The 19,696-nt window shown below is 71.7% G+C and carries 18 protein-coding genes and 1 tRNA gene; 9 read left to right on the top strand and 10 right to left on the bottom strand.

The window, feature by feature from the left end:
* Positions 1-12: 12 nt before the first annotated feature.
* Together ABZY12_RS05505 and ABZY12_RS05510 are read right to left on the bottom strand one after the other, a co-directional pair.
* Positions 13-768: a YcnI family protein gene (locus ABZY12_RS05505; protein WP_356887400.1), complete on the bottom strand. Its 756-nt coding sequence runs from the start codon at positions 766-768 to the stop codon at positions 13-15.
* A 113-nt stretch (positions 769-881) separates the two neighbouring features.
* A complete protein-coding gene (locus ABZY12_RS05510; RefSeq protein ID WP_356887402.1) occupies positions 882-1,706 on the bottom strand; it encodes a hypothetical protein in 825 nt (274 codons plus the stop codon).
* Positions 1,707-1,911: 205 nt separating this feature from the next.
* Here ABZY12_RS05510 and ABZY12_RS05515 point away from each other — a divergent pair, with 205 nt between their 5' ends.
* Positions 1,912-2,364, top strand: coding sequence for an ATP-binding protein (locus ABZY12_RS05515; protein ID WP_356887404.1), 453 nt, complete (start codon positions 1,912-1,914; stop codon positions 2,362-2,364).
* A gap of 159 nt (positions 2,365-2,523) precedes the next feature.
* On the opposite strand, the gene ABZY12_RS05520 is transcribed toward ABZY12_RS05515, so the two are convergent.
* Both ABZY12_RS05520 and ABZY12_RS05525 read right to left on the bottom strand, forming a co-directional pair.
* Complete coding sequence (locus tag ABZY12_RS05520; protein ID WP_356887406.1) at positions 2,524-3,981, bottom strand: aminopeptidase P family protein; 1,458 nt, start codon at positions 3,979-3,981, stop codon at positions 2,524-2,526.
* A 127-nt stretch (positions 3,982-4,108) separates the two neighbouring features.
* Positions 4,109-5,614 carry a PP2C family protein-serine/threonine phosphatase gene (locus ABZY12_RS05525; protein ID WP_356887408.1) on the bottom strand — a complete coding sequence of 502 codons (1,506 nt, stop codon included), beginning with the start codon at positions 5,612-5,614 and terminating at the stop codon, positions 4,109-4,111.
* 415 nt (positions 5,615-6,029) lie between these two features.
* Here ABZY12_RS05525 and ABZY12_RS05530 point away from each other — a divergent pair, with 415 nt between their 5' ends.
* On the top strand, positions 6,030-6,722 hold the full coding sequence (locus tag ABZY12_RS05530; protein ID WP_356887410.1) for a bifunctional DNA primase/polymerase: 693 nt from the start codon (positions 6,030-6,032) through the stop codon (positions 6,720-6,722).
* A 1,020-nt stretch (positions 6,723-7,742) separates the two neighbouring features.
* Here ABZY12_RS05530 and ABZY12_RS05535 read toward each other — a convergent pair.
* From ABZY12_RS05535 to ABZY12_RS05545, 3 genes are all read right to left on the bottom strand, one after another.
* Complete coding sequence (locus ABZY12_RS05535) at positions 7,743-8,711, bottom strand: DUF5926 family protein (protein ID WP_356887412.1); 969 nt, start codon at positions 8,709-8,711, stop codon at positions 7,743-7,745.
* Positions 8,712-9,051: 340 nt separating this feature from the next.
* The gene (locus tag ABZY12_RS05540; protein ID WP_356887414.1) at positions 9,052-9,654 is read right to left on the bottom strand and encodes an ATP-binding protein; all 603 of its coding nucleotides are present in this window, start codon (positions 9,652-9,654) and stop codon (positions 9,052-9,054) included.
* Between the two features lie 72 nt (positions 9,655-9,726).
* Entirely contained in the window at positions 9,727-10,548 is an 822-nt protein-coding gene (locus ABZY12_RS05545; protein ID WP_356887416.1) for a glycerophosphodiester phosphodiesterase, read from the bottom strand.
* A gap of 177 nt (positions 10,549-10,725) precedes the next feature.
* On the opposite strand from ABZY12_RS05545, the gene ABZY12_RS05550 reads away from it, so the two are divergent.
* On the top strand, positions 10,726-12,195 hold the full coding sequence (locus ABZY12_RS05550; protein ID WP_356887418.1) for a trypsin-like peptidase domain-containing protein: 1,470 nt from the start codon (positions 10,726-10,728) through the stop codon (positions 12,193-12,195).
* 286 nt (positions 12,196-12,481) lie between these two features.
* Here ABZY12_RS05550 and ABZY12_RS05555 read toward each other — a convergent pair whose 3' ends face one another.
* Together ABZY12_RS05555 and ABZY12_RS05560 are read right to left on the bottom strand one after the other, a co-directional pair.
* The gene (locus ABZY12_RS05555) at positions 12,482-12,787 is read right to left on the bottom strand and encodes a hypothetical protein (RefSeq protein ID WP_356887420.1); all 306 of its coding nucleotides are present in this window, start codon (positions 12,785-12,787) and stop codon (positions 12,482-12,484) included.
* Positions 12,788-12,866: 79 nt separating this feature from the next.
* Entirely contained in the window at positions 12,867-13,187 is a 321-nt protein-coding gene (locus ABZY12_RS05560; RefSeq protein WP_356887422.1) for a hypothetical protein, read from the bottom strand.
* A 190-nt stretch (positions 13,188-13,377) separates the two neighbouring features.
* On the opposite strand from ABZY12_RS05560, the gene ABZY12_RS05565 reads away from it, so the two are divergent.
* A tRNA-Ser gene (locus tag ABZY12_RS05565) sits at positions 13,378-13,464 on the top strand.
* Between the two features lie 24 nt (positions 13,465-13,488).
* On the opposite strand, the gene ABZY12_RS05570 is transcribed toward ABZY12_RS05565, so the two are convergent.
* Positions 13,489-14,427, bottom strand: a complete 939-nt coding sequence (locus ABZY12_RS05570) for a bifunctional DNA primase/polymerase (protein WP_356887424.1) — start codon at positions 14,425-14,427, stop codon at positions 13,489-13,491.
* 356 nt (positions 14,428-14,783) lie between these two features.
* Between ABZY12_RS05570 and ABZY12_RS05575 the strand changes: the two genes are divergently transcribed.
* Genes ABZY12_RS05575 through ABZY12_RS05595 form a run of 5 tightly spaced genes read left to right on the top strand, consistent with a single transcriptional unit; the run spans position 14,784 to position 19,689 of the window.
* Positions 14,784-15,962: an acyl-CoA dehydrogenase family protein gene (locus ABZY12_RS05575; protein WP_356887426.1), complete on the top strand. Its 1,179-nt coding sequence runs from the start codon at positions 14,784-14,786 to the stop codon at positions 15,960-15,962.
* Entirely contained in the window at positions 15,959-16,999 is a 1,041-nt protein-coding gene (locus tag ABZY12_RS05580) for a bifunctional MaoC family dehydratase N-terminal/OB-fold nucleic acid binding domain-containing protein (protein ID WP_356887428.1), read from the top strand. The genes ABZY12_RS05575 and ABZY12_RS05580 overlap by 4 nt, the downstream gene beginning before the upstream one ends.
* A gap of 1 nt (position 17,000) precedes the next feature.
* Positions 17,001-18,125 (top strand): acyl-CoA dehydrogenase family protein, encoded by a 1,125-nt coding sequence (locus ABZY12_RS05585; RefSeq protein ID WP_356887430.1) that lies wholly within the window; start codon positions 17,001-17,003, stop codon positions 18,123-18,125.
* Entirely contained in the window at positions 18,122-18,526 is a 405-nt protein-coding gene (locus tag ABZY12_RS05590; protein WP_356887432.1) for a MaoC family dehydratase, read from the top strand. The genes ABZY12_RS05585 and ABZY12_RS05590 overlap by 4 nt, the downstream gene beginning before the upstream one ends.
* Entirely contained in the window at positions 18,523-19,689 is a 1,167-nt protein-coding gene (locus tag ABZY12_RS05595; protein ID WP_356887434.1) for a lipid-transfer protein, read from the top strand. Before ABZY12_RS05590 ends, ABZY12_RS05595 begins: the two co-directional genes overlap by 4 nt.
* Positions 19,690-19,696: the final 7 nt, after the last annotated feature.

A 19,696-nucleotide genomic window follows, 5' to 3' on the forward strand; every position in this document is an offset into this window, starting at 1 on the left:
GATTCGGGGGCGTCAGGCCGAGCGGCGGCGGCCGGCGAGCACGCCGAAGGCGACGCCCGCGATGCCGATGAGGATGCCGACGACGCCGAGGACTCGCGCGGTGGTGTCGCCGCTGCCGGCGTCGGCGGTCTCGGTGTGGGCGGTGCCACCGGCCTTCTCGCCGTGACCGGCCGTGTCCCCGGCCTGGTCACCGGCCTTGTCGCCGGTGGCGCCGCCGCCGTGGTGGTCGTCGGAGGCCGCGGAGAGCTTCAGTACGGGGGCCGGGTTCTGCGGTTCGGCCGCGCCCTCCTTGGGCTCCTCGATCCAGCGGACGACCTCGTTGTTGTCGTAGGTCTGGATGGCCTTGAGGACGAGCCGGTCGGTGTTCTCCGGCAGCTGTCCGAGGGAGAGCGGGAACTGCTGGAACTGCCCCGGGCCGATCTTCGAGCCGTCGGCGGTCCAGGTGACCTTGGCGACCGCTTCGTTGATCTTCTTGCCGTGCAGCTCCAGCGGCTTGGCGAGCTTGGCCTTGGTGACCTCGGCCTTCCAGCCGGGCACCGGCTGCGGCATGACGGAGGCGAGCGGGTGGTCGGTGGGGAAGTTGACCTCGACCTTGACGGTGGAGGCGTTGTCGCGCTCGTTGGGGACCTTGACGTTGACGGTCGCGTAGCCGCCCTTCGCGGCCTCGCCCTGGGGCTGCACGCTGACGTGCGCGAAGGCGGTGCCGGAGAGCAGGACGACGGAGGAGAGGGCGACGCCGCCGGCGACGGCGATACGGGAAACGTTCATGGCGGAAGACACTCCAGCTCGGAGAAGAGGGTGAGCGCCCCGGCACGCCGACGGTCTCGACCGGTCGTGCGCGCGTGGGCGACCGCGGACCCGCTCCCTTCGAGCGGTCCGCGTCAGGCTGCGAGGACGCAGGCGGCGGCCGGCGGGCCGCGCCGGATCACCGTGTGCTGGAGTGCCTCCGCCACCTGCGGCGGCGGGTCGTCGGCCGCGGTACGGACGGGGCGCAGCGGCCCGGTCACCGGAACTCCGGGAAGGCCGGCGAGCAGCGCCCGTACGAGAGCGAGCGCGGCCCGCAGCGACTGGACGAGGGCGGCCTCGGCGAGCCCGGTCGCGCCCTGCGCCGAGAGCTGCACGAGCCGGCGCAGGGCGAGATCGCCTCGGCGCAGCAGCCAGCCGGTGGCGAGAGCGGCCAGGAGATGGCCGATCGCCATGGGCAGGTTCGGCAGCAGCTCGGCGCTCTGCGGAGCGCCGGCGGCCAGGTGGCCGCCCGGGTGGAGGTGCGCGCCCGCGTCGGCCGGGTCGAGGCCGGCGTCGGTGATGATCCGGCTCGCGTCGGCGGGACTGAGGGAGGCGGCACCCGCGCCGCAGACCAGCTTGGCGGCCATGCGGACGAGCGCGTCGTTCGCGTCCGGGCCGAGGCCCAGGCCGCGGCCAGGCGAGGCGCCCGCCCCGAGCGCGAGGGGGCGTTGCCCGAGCCCGAACAGGGTGTGCAGCCCGAGCTGTCCGACGGTCAGCGCGCCGACGATGAAGGGCAGCGAGCGTTCCCGCCCCGTGAAGAGGAGGATGCTCGCGAACACCCCCAGGAAGCCGGCGAGCACGCTCCACAGGGCGATGCCCGCGCAGGCGGCGAGGGCGTGGCCCAGGCCGGACAGCACGACACAGACCGCGGCGAACACCGCGGCCCGCAGCAGCTGGGGACCGAGCGTGGGGGCAGACATGGCGGGCCCATCATCGCACCAGCGCCTCTGCCGCCATGCGGCAGGTCCGGAAGATCACACTTGGGGGTCTTCGCGGCGACATACACCGGCGCGCGGCATGAGTGCATCCGCCGAATGAGGGCTGTTGTGCTCCCGGAGGGCTTACGAACGGCAGAGCGCGGCAATACGTAACGGTAATGTCGAGCCGCGGCCGGGAGGCTGGAGCATGAGCATGTGGTGGTCTCTCCATCTGCGGCGCGAGGCTGCGAGCGTTCCGCTCGCCAGGCGGCTTCTTCTCGGCACGATGGAGACGGCGGGCGTCGACCCGGACATCTCCTACGAGCTGTCGGTCGCGCTGACCGAGGCGTGCGCCAATGCCGTCGAGCACGGGGGCGACCGGGCCATGGGAGACGCTTCGGAGGCGTACCGGGTCACCGCCTATCTGGACGGCGAGACCTGCCGTATCGAAGTGGCCGACTCGGGGCCCGGGTTTCCGGAGGGCCGGCCCGCGACGGTCCAGCGGGCGGCTCCGGACGGCGAGAACGGCCGCGGGCTGCGGCTGATCGAGGAGCTGGCCGACCATGTCCACTTCGGCAACAGAGCGGGCCTGGGCGGGGCCGTGGTCAGCTTCGACAAGATCGTGAAGTGGCGGTCCGACGCGCCGCTCGCGCTGACCTGACACGCGCTGGTCCGACTCGCGTACGCGAGCGCGAGAAAGCCCCCGCCGATACCCGCATCCGAGCGCGAGAAAGCCCCCGCCGATACCCGTATGCGGATCGGCGGGGGCTTTCTCATGCTCGCGTACGAACTGGCGCTCGCGTACGAAGGCGGCGGCGGATCAGCCCTTCAGGCCGGCCATCCACGCCTCGACCTCGTCGGCCTGGCGCGGCAGCGAGTCGGAGAGGTTCCGGTTGCCGTCCTCCGTGACGAGGATGTCGTCCTCGATCCGGACGCCGATGCCGCGGTACTCCTCCGGCACCGTCAGGTCGTCGGCCTGGAAGTACAGACCGGGCTCGACGGTCAGGCACATGCCCGGCTCCAGCGTCGTGTCGACGTACGCCTCGGTGCGCGCGGCGGCGCAGTCGTGCACGTCCATGCCGAGCATGTGGCCGGTGCCGTGCAGGGTCCAGCGGCGCTGGAGGCCGAGCTCCAGGACGCGCTCGACCGGGCCCTCGATCAGGCCCCACTCGACGAGCTTCTCGGCGAGCACCCGCTGGGCGGCGTCGTGGAAGTCGCGGTAGGCGGCGCCGGGCTTCACCGCGGCGATGCCCGCCTCCTGCGCCTCGTACACGGCGTCGTAGATCTTCCGCTGGAGCTCGGTGTACCGGCCGTTGATCGGCAGCGTGCGGGTCACGTCGGCGGTGTAGAGCTCGTTGGTCTCCACGCCGGCGTCGAGCAGCAGCAGGTCGCCGGAGCGGACCGGGCCGTCGTTGCGGACCCAGTGCAGGGTGGTGGCGTGCGGGCCGGCGGCGCAGATGGAGCCGTAGCCGATGTCGTTGCCCTCGACGCGGGCGCGGAGGAAGAACGTGCCTTCGATGTAGCGCTCGCTGGTCGCCTCGGCCTTGTCGAGGACCTTGACGACGTCCTCGAAGCCGCGGGCGGTGGCGTCGCAGGCCTTCTGGAGCTCGGCGATCTCGAAGTCGTCCTTGACGAGCCGGGCCTCGGAGAGCTGGACCCGCAGCTCCTCGTCGCGCTCGGCGGTGACCTTGTCGGTCAGGGCGGCCTCTATGGCGGCGTCGTGGCCGCGGACCACGCGGACCGGGCCGGTGGCCTCCTTGAGGGCGGCGGGCAGCTCGCGCACGTCCTTGGCGGGGATGCCGAGCAGCTGCTCGGCCTCGGCCAGGGAGTGGCGGCGGCCGACCCAGAGCTCGCCCTGGCCGTCGAGCCAGAACTCGCCGTTCTCGCGGTTGGAGCGCGGGAGCAGGTAGATCGTCGCCCGGTGACCGTCCTTCACCGGCTCGAGCACCAGGACGCCGTCCTGCGTCTGGTCACCGGTGAGGTAGGCGTACTCGGTGGAGGCGCGGAAGCTGTACTCGGTGTCGTTCGAGCGGGTCTTCAGGTTGCCCGCGGGGATCACCAGCCGCTCGCCGGGGAAGCGCGCGGACAGCGCGGCGCGGCGGGCCGCGGTGTGCTCGGCCTGCGCGATCGGCGCCAGGCCGTGCAGCTCGGTGTCGGCCCAGCCGGACTTCATGTTCTCGGCCAGCTCGTCGGAGACGCCCTGGTACAGGCCGTTCTTGCGCTGCTTGATCGGCTCTTCGGTCTCTTCCGGGGTCTCCGGGGTGAGCTCCTCGGCCACGGGTCTGCCTCCTCTTGGTACGACACTGAACCTTCACCATCGTACGGTCGTACGGAAGAGGGCCCCAGGGCCGTAAGACCCCTGACCGGTGAGCTGCCGTCCGGTCACCTACCGCGTCGCGTTCCGCTCACTCGAAGCGGGCGGCGAGCAGGACCACGTCCTCTCCGTCGGCGGTGTCGCCGAGCCCGTCGGGCAGCATCGTGCGCAGGACGTGGTCGGCGACGGCGCCCGGGTCGGTCCGGTCCGCCTTGGGGACGCTCACGGCGGCGGCGTGCAGCCGGGCGAAGGCTCGGTCGATGGGGTCGCCGGTGCGGCGGAGCAGCCCGTCGGTGTAGAGCAGCACCGTTTCTCCGGGCGCGGGGGCGAGCTCGACGCTGGGCGCCTCCCAGCAGGCGAGCATGCCGAGGGGCGCCGACAGGGAGGTCTCGACGAATTCGGTGCGGTGGTCTCCGATGATCAGCGGCGGGGTGTGCCCGGCGCCGGCCAGCACGAGCTTGTGCTGCTTGGGCTCGCAGTAGGCGAAGAGCGCGGTGGCGGAGCGGGCCGGTTCGGTCAGCCGGAGGAGGAGTTCCAGGTCGGAGAGGACGGCGACGGGGTCCTCGCCTTCCATGACGGCGTAGGCGCGCAGGGAGGCGCGCAGTCGTCCCATGGCGGCGAGCGCGCTGGGGCCGGTTCCTGAGACGGAGCCGACGGCGAGCCCGAGGGCGCCCTCGGGCAGCGGGAGCGCGTCGTACCAGTCGCCGCCGCCCTGGGGGCCGGTGCGGTGGCGGGCGGCGAGCTGGACGCCGGGGACGCGGGGGAGGCGGCTGGGGAGCAGTTCCTCGGCGACGGTGGCGACCTGGACCCGGGCGCGCTCCAGCTCCAGGAGCCGGGCGAGGTGTTCGGTGGCGTACCGGCCGTAGAGGCCGACGAGATGGCGCCGGCGTTCGGAGGGTTCGGCGGGTTCGTCGTACAGCCAGACGACGGCGCCGAGTCTTCCGGCGGCCTCGGTGGCCAGCGGAAGGGCGTAACTGGCGGCGTAGCCCAGGCGGGCGGCGACCTCGCGGTGGCGCGGGTCGAGCTCGGCCTCGCCGAGCAGGTCGGGGACGGCGATCGGGTCGGGGATCGCGACCGGATCGGGAAGACCTTCGAGGATGCGGCCGTAGGAGGTGGCGCTGCGCGGCACGGTCTCGATGGTGCCGAGGTCGGCGTGGGCGAGGCCCAGGCCGATGGTGGTGGCCGGGCCGAGTCCGTCGGCGGGTTCGAGGACCGCCATGCCGCGGCGCGCGCCGACGAGGGTGGCGCCGGCGCTGAGCAGCTCGTGCAGCGCGTCGTCGAGCGAACCGGTCCTGACCAGGCGCTCGGTGAGTTCATGGAGGGTGGTGAGGTCGGAGACCCAGCCGGCCAACCGGTCCTGGATCAGCGCGCCGGGCGGGAGGGGCGCGGCGGGCACGCCCGGGAGGGGCGTCGCAGTGTGCGCGGGAGAGGGAACCGTTGAATCGATTCCAGCCACTTTCGGCAGGTGAGGGGCGCTCATAGCCGTCGGCTTTCCGACTGGTGCGTTTCGCGCAATAGCATCGCAAACCCCCATGTCATTCTGCGCCGCTATCCATGCATCCACATGTACACGCACAAGAGGAGCGATGTCCAGCATTGTCCCCACGGGACTTGTGGTGTCTATGGGGTTCTGCAGAAGGGTTGAAGTGCGAGGGAAGTTGGCCGAAAATTGCCCTCGGTGTGCACCTTTTGCGGTCGACTGGCGACGTTTGAAAGCGCGTCATTCCGAGCGTGCTGGGTACGTAAACGGTGATACTCAGGGGCAGTTGACGCTGCTCCGGAACCTGACGCGGAGCCCGGGCGTCTTCATCGCCGCAGGCCGCACCCGTCCCCGAGTGGCGGGGAACGTGTTTCGAGTGGCCCGAGTGGATGACGAGCTGCGGCTCGGTCCGTCCCGCCCCATCGGCACGGGGCGGCGAACCGCCGACCTTGTACGCGCTGATACGCACAGTGAAGTGATCTGCACGTGGTGTGATGTGGATTCGGCGTTCAACGGAAAGGAACGAGCGCTCATGCGCGAGATCCTCGGAAGGCGACGCAGGCTCCGGTTCCGGCGCAAGGAGAGGACCGCTCAGCTCGACGCGGCGCTCACCTGCGCTCTCGAGTGGGACTGGCCCGTACTGCCCGGCGTGGGGCTGAAGGCGACGACACGGGCCGCGGCCCGTACGTCCGGAGGGGCGGGCTGCGCCTGCCCGGACCCCGAGTGCGTGGTGCCCGGCGCGCACCCCTTCGACCCGGGACTCCTCGCGGCGACCACGGACGAGCGCATGGTCCGCTGGTGGTGGACGCGGCGGCCGGACGCGCCGCTCCTCCTGGCGACCGGCGGGAGCGCGCCGTGCGCGGTGAGCCTGCCGGCCGTGGCGGGGGCGCGGGCCCTGGTCGCGCTCGACGCGATGGGCATGCGGCTCGGCCCGGTGCTGGCGACCCCGACGCGATGGTCGCTGATGGTCGCCCCGTACAGCCTGGAGCGGCTGGGCGAACTCCTCTACGCGAAGGACAGCGTGCCCAGTTCGCTGCGTTTCCACGGCGAGGGCGGGTATCTCCTGCTGCCGCCGTCGGTCGCGGGTACGGGACAGGTGCGCTGGGAGCGCGCGCCGCTGGCCGGCTCGGCCCGTCCGTGGCTGCCGGACGTGGAGGCCGTGGTCGACGCGCTGGTGGAGGCCAGCACTGGCGCGCCGGGCGGCGGCAGCAGACTCGCCTACTGATCCGATCCCGGCCGGGGCGCGGGACGTACGCGCACGCCGGCCGACGCAGTACGGGCACCGGTCCCGACAACCTCGGGTTGTCGGGACCGTTTCTGTCACCCGTACGGGTGTGAGTCGGCCCGACTTGTACGGAAACGGGCGCGGAGCGTGCCGCGCGCCCGCGATCCGCCGATATCTTCGGCCCACCGTTCACGAGTCGCAGTCAGCCGGGCAGGTGGGTCCCTTGAATCTCCGCATGATCGGGCTCGGGGCCGTCGTGGTGAGCGCCACGCTTCTGCCGTTGGCCGCCCTCGCGGGGCCCGCGGCCGGCCCGGGGCCCTCCGACGACGCGAAGGCGACGGACGACGGCCGCCGTGATGGCGGCGGTGGCCTGTTGCCGGGGACCGGCCTGGCAGTCGGGGGTACTGCTCCGACTTCCGCGTCCCCTTCGTCGCCGGCGCCCGCTCGGCCGCCCGCGCGGGCCTCGCGCTGCGGCCCCGAACTCACCTCTCCCCACGGGATCGAGGCGCAGACCTGCGTCCTGACGGAGGGGCCCGACACCTGGGGGCGTACGTACTACCGCAATGCCGGCGGCCAGGAGCTCGAATCCGTCCTCACCCTGATGGGGCCCGGCGGACGGACCGTACAAGTGCGTTGCCCGATCACGGCACAGGACGAACCGGGGGCGTGTGAGACGCCGAAGGAGCGCTCCCGGGGAGAGGCTTCGGCATATTCGGCTGTCGCGGAATTCGCGGGAGCGGGGGAGGGCGCGAGTACGCCACTGCTTCTGCGCTCCGGGAGCAACCCGGCGGGAGCGGCCGGGAGTTGAGTTGATCCGGGAGCCGGATGCGGGCATGAGAACGCCCGGTCGCTGGCGACGGGGGATGCACCAGCGACCGGGCTTCTAGAACGGTAACAAGAGATCTGCTGTTCGCAAATTCGATCTCGGTTATTCGGACAGGTATTTTCCTGGCCTCTGCGGGAGTTGTGGCCGAAGTCACCGACCGGTCGGTCTGTCAGTCACCGCCGCCACCCCGGGCATCAGCTGAGCGTGACCTGGCGGTTGGTCAGGCCGCCACGGGCCCGGCGCTCCTCCTGCGTGAGCGGGGCGTCGGAGGCCAGCGCCGCGGCCAGCCGCTCGGCGAACTCGGCGGCCGGCTTCTCGCACTCCTCGGCGCCCATCGCCGTCGGCAGGTCCCAGACGGGAACCATCAGGCCGTGGGCGCGGAAGGAGCCGACCAGACGGGTGTCGTCGCCGAGCGAGGACGTACCGGCCGCGTGCAGCCGGGCGAGCGCGTCGAGGAGCTTCTCCTCGGGGTGCGGCATGACCCAGCGCAGGTGGTTCTTCTCCGGGGTCTCGCACCAGTACGCCGATTCCACACCGGTCAGCTTGACCGTGGGGATAGCGGCGGCGTTGGCGCGCTCCAGGGAGGCCGCGACCTCGGGGTTGGAGTTCTCCGCGGATTCCGGAATCCAGAATTCGAAGCCCGAGTGCACGACCGGCGCAAAATCGCCGTTCGGGTCGAGCAGATCCTGCAGGCGGGGCCCCTCGGCCGGCACGCGGCGGGCGGCGACCGGCGTACCGGGCTCCGCCTCCAGGGCGCGCTGGAGCGTGTCCGCGAGATCGCGGGCGAGGTCGCCGGAGGTGGAGTCGTTCTGCAGCGCGAGCAGCACGGAGCCGTCGTCGCGGCGCAGCGCCGGCCACGCCATCGGCAGCACGGTCGCGAGGGTCACGGACGGTACGCCCTCGGGCAGCCCGTTCTTCAGCGTGAGCGGGACGGTGGCGGCGGGCACCAGTTCGCGCAGCGCGACCCAGTCGCACTCGCCCGGCAGGCCCTCGAAGGGGCGCTGGACCAGCTCGGTCACGGCGTGCGCGGCGGCCCGGCCGTGACACGCCTTGTAGCGGCGGCCCGAGCCGCACGGGCACGGTTCGCGTGCGCCGACGACCGGGATCTCCCCGTTCGTGACCTGTGCCTTGGCGGCCTTCGTCTGGGGGCGCTTCTTGGCCATGGTGTGGCTTTCTCCCGATCGCGGCGGTGCGGTGGTGCAGTGCGGTGCGCGGTGCACGGCTCTGTGTCGGGCGAGCCTAGCCGCCCGAACGCGCCACGGGGATCAGGCTGGGAGTTCAGGCCGGGAGTTCGGTCCGCCCGACGTTCAGTCCATGTCGTCGTGCGGGCCGTACGAGCGCGCGGTCGTGGTCCTCGTCCCCACCGGCCGGGGTTCGTCGCCGGCCGTCGTGCCCACTGGCCGGGGTTCGTTCCTGGTCCTCGTCCCCACCGGCCGGGGTTCGTCGCCGGCCGTCGTGCCCACTGGCCGGGGTTCGGGTTGTCGTACGTGCCGCCCGCGCCGTTCAGTCAAGGTCGTCGTACGCGTCCAGGAAGTCGAAGCCGGAGCCGCCGCCGACCCGGGCCGCGAAGTCCTCGCGGCGATGGCCTTCGGTGACGACCACCCAGACCGTGACCTCGCCGGTCGCGCTGTCCCGTACGCCCCAGTCCCGGGCGAGCGCGCTGATGATGTTCAGCCCGCGGCCGCCGCGTGCGGTGACCGAGGGCGTCGACGGAACAGGCCGTGTGGGACCACCGCCGTCCGTCACCTCGACCGTCAGACCGCCCGACGTGTCGATGTGCCAGGCCGCACGGACGTCCCCGTCGCCCATCTCTGCCCGGCCCAGCGGCCTGCCGTGCCGGCAGGCATTGCTGAGCAATTCGGAAAGGATCAGTACCGCGTCGTCGACGACCGATTCGGACATGCCGCTGCGGTGCAACTGCTCCCGCATACGGTGTCGCGCCTTACCCACGCCCGCAGGGCCATGGGGTACGGCCATGCTCGACGACGTGGGCACCTCCTGTGCCACCACCAACGCCACCCCCGAGACCTCCTTTGCCCCACGCCACGGTGTGGATGCCCCAATGGACTGGACCGGAAACCGGCCGATACGCGTGCGGTGACGCACTCGTGACGATCGAGTACGGACCGAACGCGCCGGTGCACTCCGTGTAAGCCGCGATACGGGAGGGGAAAGGGGCTAAAGGCGTCCCAATTGGGACAGGACCTGCTTCGGTCGGTTGGTGATGATCGCGTCGACACCGAGCCGCTCGCACAGCTCGACATCCTCCGGATCGTCCACCGTCCACACGTGGACCTGGTGCCCGGCCTTCTGGAGCCGCATGATCACGGTGGGGTGGTGGCGGACGATCCGGATCGACGGTCCGGCGATCCGGGCGCCCGCCGGCAGGCGCCCGTCGCGCAGCCGGGGAGTGAGGAACTGCGTCAGGGAGACGGTGGGCAGGTGCGGTGCCGCGGCCGCGATCCGGAGCAGCGAGCGGGCCGAGAAGCTCATGACGCGTACGGGAGAGTCCTCCGGGGCCGACGGTGCGGCGAGGCCGAACCGCTGGAGCAACTGGATCAGCCGCTCCTCCACCTGGCCCGCCCAGCGGGTGGGGTGCTTGGTCTCGATGGCCAGCTCGACGCGTCGCCCGGCGTCGGAGACCAGCTCGAGGAGCCGTTCCAGGGTCAGTACGGAGGTGAGGCCCGGGTCCTTCCAGTCCGGGCTCTCGCCCGCCTCCTCGCGGCCCTTCCAGACGCCGAAGTCGAGGGCGGCGAGGTCGGCGAGCTCCAGGGCGGAGACGGCGCCGCGACCGTTGGAGGTGCGGTTGACGCGCCGGTCGTGGACGCAGACGAGGTGGCCGTCGGCGGTGAGGCGGACATCGCACTCGAGGGCGTCGGCTCCGTCCTCGATGGCTTTCACATAAGCGGCGAGGGTGTGTTCCGGGGCGTCGTCGGATGCTCCGCGGTGGGCGACCACCTGGACGGGGCCGCGGTTCGTGTGCTGCCGTGCGTGGGTCACCGCGACATGGTGCCATTGGCGGGGCGGTCGTACCGGATCAGGTCCGTTCTGTCCGTAAATAAAGAAAGGCGTGCGGACGCACAGCTCCGGCTTACAGTGGCCTGACGCCCTGTGGGAAAAGCTGTTCGCACACAGAGCCCCATTTCATCCACCCGCGCAGTAAACGAGGAGAGAGCTGTGAGCACCGAGAACGAGGGCACGGAGGTTCCGGCGGACCCGACTGCCCCGTCCGCCCCTCCCACGCCTCCCGCCCCTCCCGTACCGCCTGCGTCGACGGTGGACGCACCCGAGCCGGCAGCGGTGCCGGAGGCGGCGCCCGGACACTCCCCCCGGTCCGAGCCCGCCACGGCGCCGCTGCCTGTGACACCCCCGGCCGAGGCTCCGGCCGGGGCGTCCGCGCACGCCCCGGCCGCGCACGCCCCGGGAGCCGCGCAGGCGTCGGGGCACGCGGGCGGCTGGTCTCCGCCTCCGCCGACCATGCCGGCCTGGGGCGCGCCCGTCCCGCCCGCGCCGGCGGGCCCCCGCAAGCGGACCGGTGGCCTCGTCGCGGCGGTCCTCGCGGCCGCTCTGGTGGCCGGCGGCGTCGGCGGTGGCATCGGTTACTGGGCGGCCGAGCGCGGGGAGACCGGCACGAGTTCGACGACGGTGTCCGCGGGCGACTCCCCGGCCTCCTTCAAGCGCGACCCGGGCACGGTCGCGGCCGTGGCCAACAAGGCGCTGCCGAGCGTCGTGACCATCCAGGCGAAGTCCGGCGGCAACGAGGGCGAGGGCGGCACGGGCACCGGCTTCGTCTACGACAAGGAAGGCCACATCGTCACCAACAATCACGTGGTGGCCTCCGCGGCGGAGGGCGGCGGCACGCTCTCGGCCACCTTCTCCAACGGGAAGACGTACGACGCCCAGGTGGTCGGCCGGGCCGAGGGTTACGACGTGGCCGTCCTGAAGCTGAAGGAGGCGCCGGAGGGTCTGACTCCGCTGCCGCTCGGCAACTCCGACAGCGTGGCGGTGGGCGACTCGACGATCGCGATCGGCGCGCCCTTCGGGCTGTCGAACACGGTCACCACCGGCATCATCAGCGCCAAGAACCGCCCGGTCGCCTCGGGCGACGGCTCCAGCGGCAAGAACTCGTACATGAGCGCCCTGCAGACCGACGCCTCGATCAACCCGGGCAACTCCGGCGGCCCGCTGCTCGACGCCAGCGGCGCGGTGATCGGCATCAACTCGGCGATCCAGTCGACCGGCAACGGTTTCGGCCAGTCCCAGGCGGGCTCGATCGGCCTCGGCTTCGCGATCCCGGTCAACCAGGCCAAGAACGTGGCCGAGCAGCTGATCAAGACGGGCAAGCCGGTCTACCCGGTGATCGGCGCGACGGTGAACATGACCGAAGAGGGCGAGGGCGCGACCATCGCGGACCAGGGCGCGGGCGGTACGCCGCCGGTCACCCCGAACGGCCCGGCGGCGAAGGCGGGCCTGAAGGCGGGCGACGTGATCACCGGCTTCGGCGACCGTCAGATCGACAGCGGCCCGACCCTGATCAGCGAGATCTGGACCCACAAGCCGGGCGACTCGGTCAAGGTCACCTACGAACGCGACGGCAAGACGTCGACCACCACGGTCACCCTCGGCGAACGCACGGGCGACAACTGACCGGCTAGGCATCCCCCCGCGCCACCCCTGACGGGCCCTGGCGCGGGGTGGGTTGCCCGAGCGGCCTGAGGGAACGGTCTTGAAGGCCGCGATCGGTTTCCGGGCGAGCTTCGGGCGGACACCAGCGACTTCCGCGGCAGGAGCGGGCCGATGATGACCTGTTCCCTTCTGAACACGGAAGCTATGCGGCTGCGGTGATCAACACCGCCAACGGTGTGTGATTCCTGGATGGTCATGCAGCGACGGGGCCCTCTCGGAGCGGAGAGAGGCCCGTCGCCGATTTGTCTCAGCCAGCCGGGCCCGTGGGCTGCTTTTCAAGAACGGCGTATTTTCGCCACTCCGACCACATCGCTTCGAAGATCTCCCGGTCGGTCATCCTGTCCACGTTGGCCGGTAGCTGCTTACCGGACTTCGCCAGAGCCGCCTCCCAGAGCCGAAGGTAGTCCTCGCGTGTCTGCGGCTCGGCCCTGTGAGCCTCCACCGAGACAGTGCCGTTTCCGCTCATCGCAACGACCACACCCGCTGTCGATGCCGAGCCGCAGAGCGCACTCAGCAGTGCTGTCAGCGCGACTATCCGCTTCTGTGCAGCCATGGCGCTGAGACTAGTTCACGCGACCAACACGCAGTGCAGGCAGCGGAATTGGCCCCGGGAGGTATCGGTGATGGCGAGTTCAAGCGTCCAGCGCGGCGCCGATGAGCTCGTTCGCCTTGTGCTGCCGGCCCCGCAGGATCTTCGCGCAGAAGCGCCAGAGGACCGCGATGCTGTGGCCGGCGCGGCGGGTGACTTCGACCGGGTCGACGCCCGCCTTGATCCACAGGGAGACGCCCGCGTGGCGGAGTGAGTACGGCTTTTCAGCGAGCGGAGTCTTCAGGTCCTCCTTCGGGAGGGCCTTGCGGTGGGCCTCCTGCGAGCGAAACCGCGCCGTTGTCCGCGGGATCGACAACTCCCACGAGGAGGCGCGCGTCGACCTCGGGGTGGACGGTAGCGTCACTGGCGAGAAGCATCCGGAGCGCGCTCATGCTCCCTGCGGCACGGCGCGAGGGCGACAGTCAGAGCGCATGCCGGGATGGTTCTCGCGGCCGGTGAGTGGGGCTGTGGTCATCCTGTGTTCAGAGCTGACGGGTTCCGGCCGCCAGCCGGTAGGCTGTGTCCCGCTCCGCAGCAGGTGAGTGCGGGGCGTGGGTGGGTTGCCCGAGCGGCCTAAGGGAACGGTCTTGAAAACCGTCGTGGCAGCGATGTCACCGTGGGTTCAAATCCCACACCCACCGCTTGCAGGTCAGAGAAGTAGCAGGTCAGAGGGCGGGTCTCCGAATCGGGGGCCCGCCTTCGGCGTTCGCTGAGGGGGCGGGGCTGCGGCTGGTCAGGCGGGCGGCCGAGAGGATCGTGGCGCGGGCCTCGTGTTCGGGGAGGCCCGTGTGGATCGCCGCTGAGGTGAGGGCTTCGGTGAGGGTGTCGCCGAGACCGTTCTCGTAGGCGCGGCAGGCGGCCCAGAACAGGCGGGTGTTGCGTTGGCCCTCGTGGGCCGTGCGGACGAAGTGGATCAGACCCTCGCCGTGGGGCGGCCCGGCGCGGTGGGGGCGCGTCGGTGGTGTGGGGGGTGCGAGCAGGGTCAGGAGGGCGCGGGGGCAGGGCGCGGGGGCGAGGTTCGCTGCGCCGGGGGCGAGCCGGTACGCGCCCCGGGTGGAGACCGAGCCCGGGCCGACCAGGTAGCCGCCGGCGCCACGGATGTCGATGCCGGGGGCGAGGCGGCTCGCGGAGTTGGGCACCACGACGTCCGGTGGGCCGGTCAGCCACAGGTGACGGCCGCCGCTGGGCGTGAGGACCGTGACCGTGGGCGGGATTGTGAACAGGTGCGTGAGGGCCAGGTGCCGGAGCTCCGCGGTCAAGTGGGGTGAGGCGCCCGGGGGTGAGTCCAGGGGCGGTGTGACGTCGACATCGACGCCGATCAGGTGGTGCGGCGGACGTCCGCACGCGATGCCGTAACCGGTGGCCCAGGGCGCGGCCGCGAACAGGGCCCGTACGGCCGCGGGGTCCGTGGTGGCGTCGTGCACCCCGTGTCCGGGCAGTCCGCATTCGCCGCGGCAGCGGGCCGGCCGTGGGTCCCGGCGGTGGGGTGAGGGCACGGCGGGGAGCTTGGTGGCGGAGAGCGGAAGGACGGGAAGCCCGCGCTCTGCGGCGGACAGCGCGTAGGCGAGGGCCAGGGTGGCGGCGTGCCGGTCGGAGATGGCCATGGATTTAGTTTCGTACATGCGTTCGAAGAAAGGAAGTGGGGAGGATCGGCTGGAAATCGGCCGGATCGCTCCCCCTCGCGGCGCCGCGGTTTCGCCCCCGTGTCACGCGTGCGCTGTGGTGTCGCCCACGCGCTCCGCCCTCCGTGGCGCTGAGCCGCGACGTTGGGGGCGTGGAGAAGGTTCGTCGACTTGTCCTCACGCTTGAGGAGGAATCGGGTGGCGGTACTTCGGTGCCGGTGTACAGGCCGTTCCCGTGTTGCTGGGACGTCGCGAGCCGGGCGGCGTTCGTGACCTTGACAGGAGTCATGTAGCTGACGGACAGTCAGAAACCTCGTCCGACCCGGGAGGTCGTCGCCGTGCACCTCGCCCCGACCGAGCGGCAGCTGCGGCTGCGCGCCGAACTCCGCGCGTACTTCCGCGATGTGATGCCCGACGGCCCGCCGCACGCCTCCGACACCGCCGCGCAGCGGCGACTCCTCCGCCGGATCGGCGGCGACGGCATGCTCGGGCTCGGCTGGCCCGAGGAGTACGGCGGCCAGGGCCGCGGTCCCGACGAGCAGTTCGTCTTCTTCGACGAGGCCTACCGGGCCGGTGCCCCCGTCTCCATGGTCACCCTCAACACGGTCGGCCCGACCCTCATGAAGTACGGCACCGAGGAGCAGAAGGCCACCCTCCTGCCCGGGATCCTGCGCGGGGAGACCGTCTTCGCCATCGGGTACAGCGAGCCCGAGGCCGGCACCGACCTTGCCTCGCTGCGCACGAAGGCGGTACGGGACGGGGACTTTTGGCTGATCGACGGGCAGAAGATCTTCACCTCGAACGCCCAGAACGCCGACTGGATCTGGCTCGCCTGCCGCACCGACCCCGACGCCCCCAGGCACCAGGGCATCTCCATCGTCCTCGTCCCCACGAACGACCCCGGCTTCTCGTGGACCCCGATCGAGACCGTCGGCGGGCTGACGACGACGGCGACCTACTACGACGGCATCCGTGTCCCCGCGGGAAATCTGGTCGGTGCGGAGAACACCGGCTGGGGGCTGATCACCGACCAGCTCAATCACGAACGGGTCGCGCTCGCCGCCATCGGCATGCAGGCCGAGGACTTCTACAAGGCCGCGCTCCGCCGGGCCGGTACACCCGATCCGGCGACTGGGTGGCGCCGCATTGACGAGCCGTGGGTGCGGATCCGGGCCGCCGAAGCACATGCCCGGCTGGCGGCGACACGCCTCCTCAACTGGCGTTTGGTGGCCGATGTGGGGGCCGGTCGGCTCGCCCCCGGGGACGCGAGCGGAGTGAAGTTCGTGGGAACCGAATCGGCGGTCGAGGTGTATCGAATGTGTCAGGAGATCGCGGGCGGGGCGGGGCTGGTGAGGGCGGGGTCGCCGGGGGAGTTCGACGGCGGTGAGCTCGAGCGGATGAACCGCGCCGCACAGATCAACACCTTCGGGGGAGGGGTGAGCGAGGTGCAGCGCGAGATCGTCGCCACGATGCGACTCGGCATGGGGCGTGCGCAGAGGGGAGGTGGGCGCCGGTGAACGACACCAAGGAGAGCGGGCCGGTCGGGCCGATGAGGCAGGTCGGGCAGCTCGGGCAGGTCAGGAAGATGGCGGAGGCCGCGGAGGCCGCGGGGGTCGCGGGGGTCGAGGAGGCCGCGGAGGCCGCAGGGGTCGCGGAGGTCGATGGCATTCAGGAGCGGCTGAAGGCGTACGAGGGACGGGCCGCCGCCATCGCGGGCGCCGGCAAGGACCCCGTCAACGCACCGATGATCCGGCACTGGTGCGAGGCCATGGGCGACACCAACACGGCGTACAGGGGACCGGACGCCGTCGCGCCGCCGACCATGCTCCAGGCGTGGACGATGGGTGGCCTCTCCGGGCACACCGACCGCTCCGAGGCGTACGACGGGCTGCTCGCGCTCCTCGACGGCGCGGGATACACCTCGGTCGTCGCCACCGACTGCGAGCAGGAGTATCTGCGGCCCCTGAAGCCCGGCGATGTGATCACCTTCGACGCGGTGATCGAGTCGGTGTCGGAGCGCAAGACCACCAAGCTCGGGACCGGGCACTTCGTCACGACCCGCATGGACGTGCGGGCGGGCGGTGAACTCGCCGGAACCCACCGATTCCGCATCCTCAAGTACGCCCCGGCGTCGAAGAGAAGTTGGGGGAAGCGGCCACGGCCCGTGATCAACCGGGACAACGCCGAATTCTGGGAGGGCGTCGCCGCGCACCGGCTGCTCATCCAGCGGTGCGCGGAGTGCGCGACGCCGCGCTTTCCCTGGCTGCCGGGCTGCAACGCCTGCGGCTCGCAGGAGTGGGACGCCGTCGAGGCGAGCGGGTCCGGCACCGTCTTCTCGTACGTCGTGATGCACCACCCGCCCTTCCCCGCCTTCGACCCCCCGTACGCCGTCGGGCTGATCGAACTCGCCGAGGGCGTCCGGATGGTCAGCAATGTGGTCGGAGTGCCCTACGACAAGGTCCGGATCGGGATGCCGGTCCAGCTGGAGTTCCGCCGCGTGGACGAGGAGCTGGAGCTGCCCGTCTTCCGGGCGGCGGCGGGGAGCGAGGTCTGACATGGACTTCACCCCCACGGAGGAGCAGACCGCGGCCGTGGAGCTCGCGGCGCGGATCTTCGGTGATCTCGCCACGCACGAACGGCTCAAGGACGCCGGCACGGATTCGGACGCCGGACTGTGGAAGGCACTGTGCGCGGCCGGGCTGCCGGGAGCCGTCGAGGAGACCGGACTGCTCGGACTCGTCCTGCTGGCCGAGGAACAGGGGCGGACGACCGCACAGGTGCCGTTCACGGCGAGCTGTGTGTACGGACTCCTCACCGTCGCCCGGCACGGTACGGACGAACAGCGAGCCCGACTGCTGCCCGGGCTGAGAGACGGTACGACGGTGGTGACCGGGGCCTTTCCCGGGCCGGGGGCGGTACGCGCCGACAGTGACGGCCGCCTCGCGGGAGCGGTGGACTGGGTGCCCTGGCTCAGGGACGCCACCCACGTTCTCGTGCCGGACGAGGAGCGCGCGCTCTGGTGGGTGCCCACGGCGGAGGCGTCCGTGACACCCGTCGAGCTCACCGCCCCCTGGGCCGCCGGGCGGCTCGTCCTCGACGGCGCCCGAGCCGAGCGGATCGGCCGTGCCCGAGGCCACCGGATCGGCAGCGCTCGAGCCAAGCGGATCGGCCGTGCCCGAGGCCACCGGATCGGCAGCGCCCGAGCCGAGCGGATCGAGGGCGTCGGGGCCTATGAGGACGTGCTGGCCATGGCCCGGATCGCCTTCGCCGGGCTTCAGGCCGGGGTCTGCGCCGGGTCACTCGCCCGGGCCGTTGCCCACACCTCCGTACGCGAGCAGTTCGGGCGCCCGCTCGCCACCCGCCAGGCGGTGCAGCTCCGGGCCGCCGACGCCCATATGGACACCGAGGCGATCCGGGTCACCGCGTACGAGGCGGCATGGCGCCACGACCAGGGCCTTCCGGCGGCGGAGCAGGCGCTGACGGCCGCCTGGTGGGCCTCCGAGGCCGGAAAGCGGGTCGTCCATGCCGGGCAGCATCTGCACGGTGGCACGGGGGCAGATCTCGACCACCCCGTCCACCGGCACTTCCTCTGGGGCAGACAGCTCGACGCGTACCTCGGCTGCGGCACCGAACTCCTCGCCGAACTCGGCGACCTGCTCGCGAACGGAGACCTGTCATGAACGCCGGGGACGAACTGCCGCCGCTGGACATCCCGATCACCCGCACACTGATCGTCGCCGGAGCGGTCGCCTCGCGCGACTACCAGGACGTGCACCACGACGCGGAGCTCGCGAAGGAGAAGGGCTCCCCGGACATCTTCATGAACATCCTGACGACCAACGGCCTCGTGGGTCGGTACATCACCGACCACTTCGGTCCCGGCGCCGTCCTCCGCAAGGTGGCGATACGGCTCGGCGCCCCCAATTATCCGGGCGACACCATGACCTTGACCGGCACGGTCACGGAGGTCGACGGCGCCACGGTCCAGGTGCGGGTCGTGGGCGCCAACCGTCTCGGCCACCATGTCACCGGCACGGTGACCGTGACCCTGCCCGAGCGCGCCGGGAAGGGAGCGCCGTGAGCATCCGCAGGGCCGACACCCTCGGCGGCCGCGCCGCCATCGCCGGTATCGGTGCGACCGAGTTCTCCAAGGACTCCGGCCGCAGCGAGCTCAAGCTCGCCGTCGAGGCCGTGCACACGGCCCTCGACGACGCCGGTCTCACCCCCGGCGACGTCGACGGCCTGGTCACGTTCACCATGGACACCAGTCCAGAGATCACCGTCGCCCAAGCGGCCGGCATCGGCGAACTGTCGTTCTTCTCCCGCATCCACTACGGCGGCGGAGCCGCCTGCGCCACCGTCCAGCAGGCCGCCCTCGCCGTCGCCACCGGGGTCGCCGAAGTCGTCGTCTGCTACCGCGCGTTCAACGAACGCTCGGGCCGCCGCTTCGGGTCCGGCGTCCAGCGGCGCGAGCCCTCGGCCGAGGGCGCCGCGCTGGGCTGGCAGCTTCCGTTCGGGCTGCTCACTCCGGCCTCGTGGGTCGCCATGACCGCCCAGCGCTATCTCCACACGTATGGCCTGACGCCGGAGGCCTTCGGCCATGTCGCCGTCACCGACCGCCGCCACGCGGCCCGCAACCCCGCCGCGTACTTCTACGGGAAGCCGATCACCCTCGCAGACCACGCCGCCTCGCGCTGGATCGTGGAGCCGCTCCGCCTCCTCGACTGCTGCCAGGAGACCGACGGCGGACAGGCGATCGTCGTCACCTCCGCCGAGCGGGCCCGCGACCTGCGGCATCCGCCCGCGCTGATCGTCGCCGCCGCCCAGGGCGCCGGGCGCGCCCAGGAGGCGATGACCAGCTTCTACCGCGACGACCTGACCGGGCTCCCGGAGATGGGCGTGGTGGCGCGGCAGCTGTGGCAGAGCTCGGGGCTCGGCCCGGACGACATCGACGTCGGCATCCTCTACGACCACTTCACTCCGTTCGTACTGATGCAGTTGGAGGAGTTCGGGTTCTGCGGACGGGGGGAGGCGGCGGACTTCGTGGCGGCGGAGGCGCTGCCGCTGAACACGCACGGAGGACAGCTGGGTGAGGCGTATCTGCACGGGATGAACGGCATCGCGGAGGCGGTACGGCAGGTGCGCGGCACATCCGTGAACCAGATACCCGGCGTGGCCAGGACGCTGGTCACGGCAGGCACCGGGGTTCCCACGTCCGGGTTGATCCTGGGCACGGACGGCTGAGGCGACG

Source organism: Streptomyces sp. NPDC006551, assembly GCF_040611675.1.
Classification (GTDB): Bacteria; Actinomycetota; Actinomycetes; order Streptomycetales; family Streptomycetaceae; genus Streptomyces.

Coding starts and splice junctions, on each gene's coding strand:
- ABZY12_RS05505 (WP_356887400.1), bottom strand. CDS start 768: ATGAACGTTTCCCGTATCGCCGTCGCCGGCGGCGTCGCCCTCTCCTCC.
- ABZY12_RS05510 (WP_356887402.1), bottom strand. CDS start 1,706: ATGTCTGCCCCCACGCTCGGTCCCCAGCTGCTGCGGGCCGCGGTGTTC.
- ABZY12_RS05515 (WP_356887404.1), top strand. CDS start 1,912: ATGAGCATGTGGTGGTCTCTCCATCTGCGGCGCGAGGCTGCGAGCGTT.
- ABZY12_RS05525 (WP_356887408.1), bottom strand. CDS start 5,614: ATGCTGGACATCGCTCCTCTTGTGCGTGTACATGTGGATGCATGGATA.
- ABZY12_RS05530 (WP_356887410.1), top strand. CDS start 6,030: ATGCGCGAGATCCTCGGAAGGCGACGCAGGCTCCGGTTCCGGCGCAAG.
- ABZY12_RS05535 (WP_356887412.1), bottom strand. CDS start 8,711: ATGGCCAAGAAGCGCCCCCAGACGAAGGCCGCCAAGGCACAGGTCACG.
- ABZY12_RS05555 (WP_356887420.1), bottom strand. CDS start 12,787: ATGGCTGCACAGAAGCGGATAGTCGCGCTGACAGCACTGCTGAGTGCG.
- ABZY12_RS05570 (WP_356887424.1), bottom strand. CDS start 14,427: ATGGCCATCTCCGACCGGCACGCCGCCACCCTGGCCCTCGCCTACGCG.
- ABZY12_RS05585 (WP_356887430.1), top strand. CDS start 17,001: ATGGACTTCACCCCCACGGAGGAGCAGACCGCGGCCGTGGAGCTCGCG.
- ABZY12_RS05590 (WP_356887432.1), top strand. CDS start 18,122: ATGAACGCCGGGGACGAACTGCCGCCGCTGGACATCCCGATCACCCGC.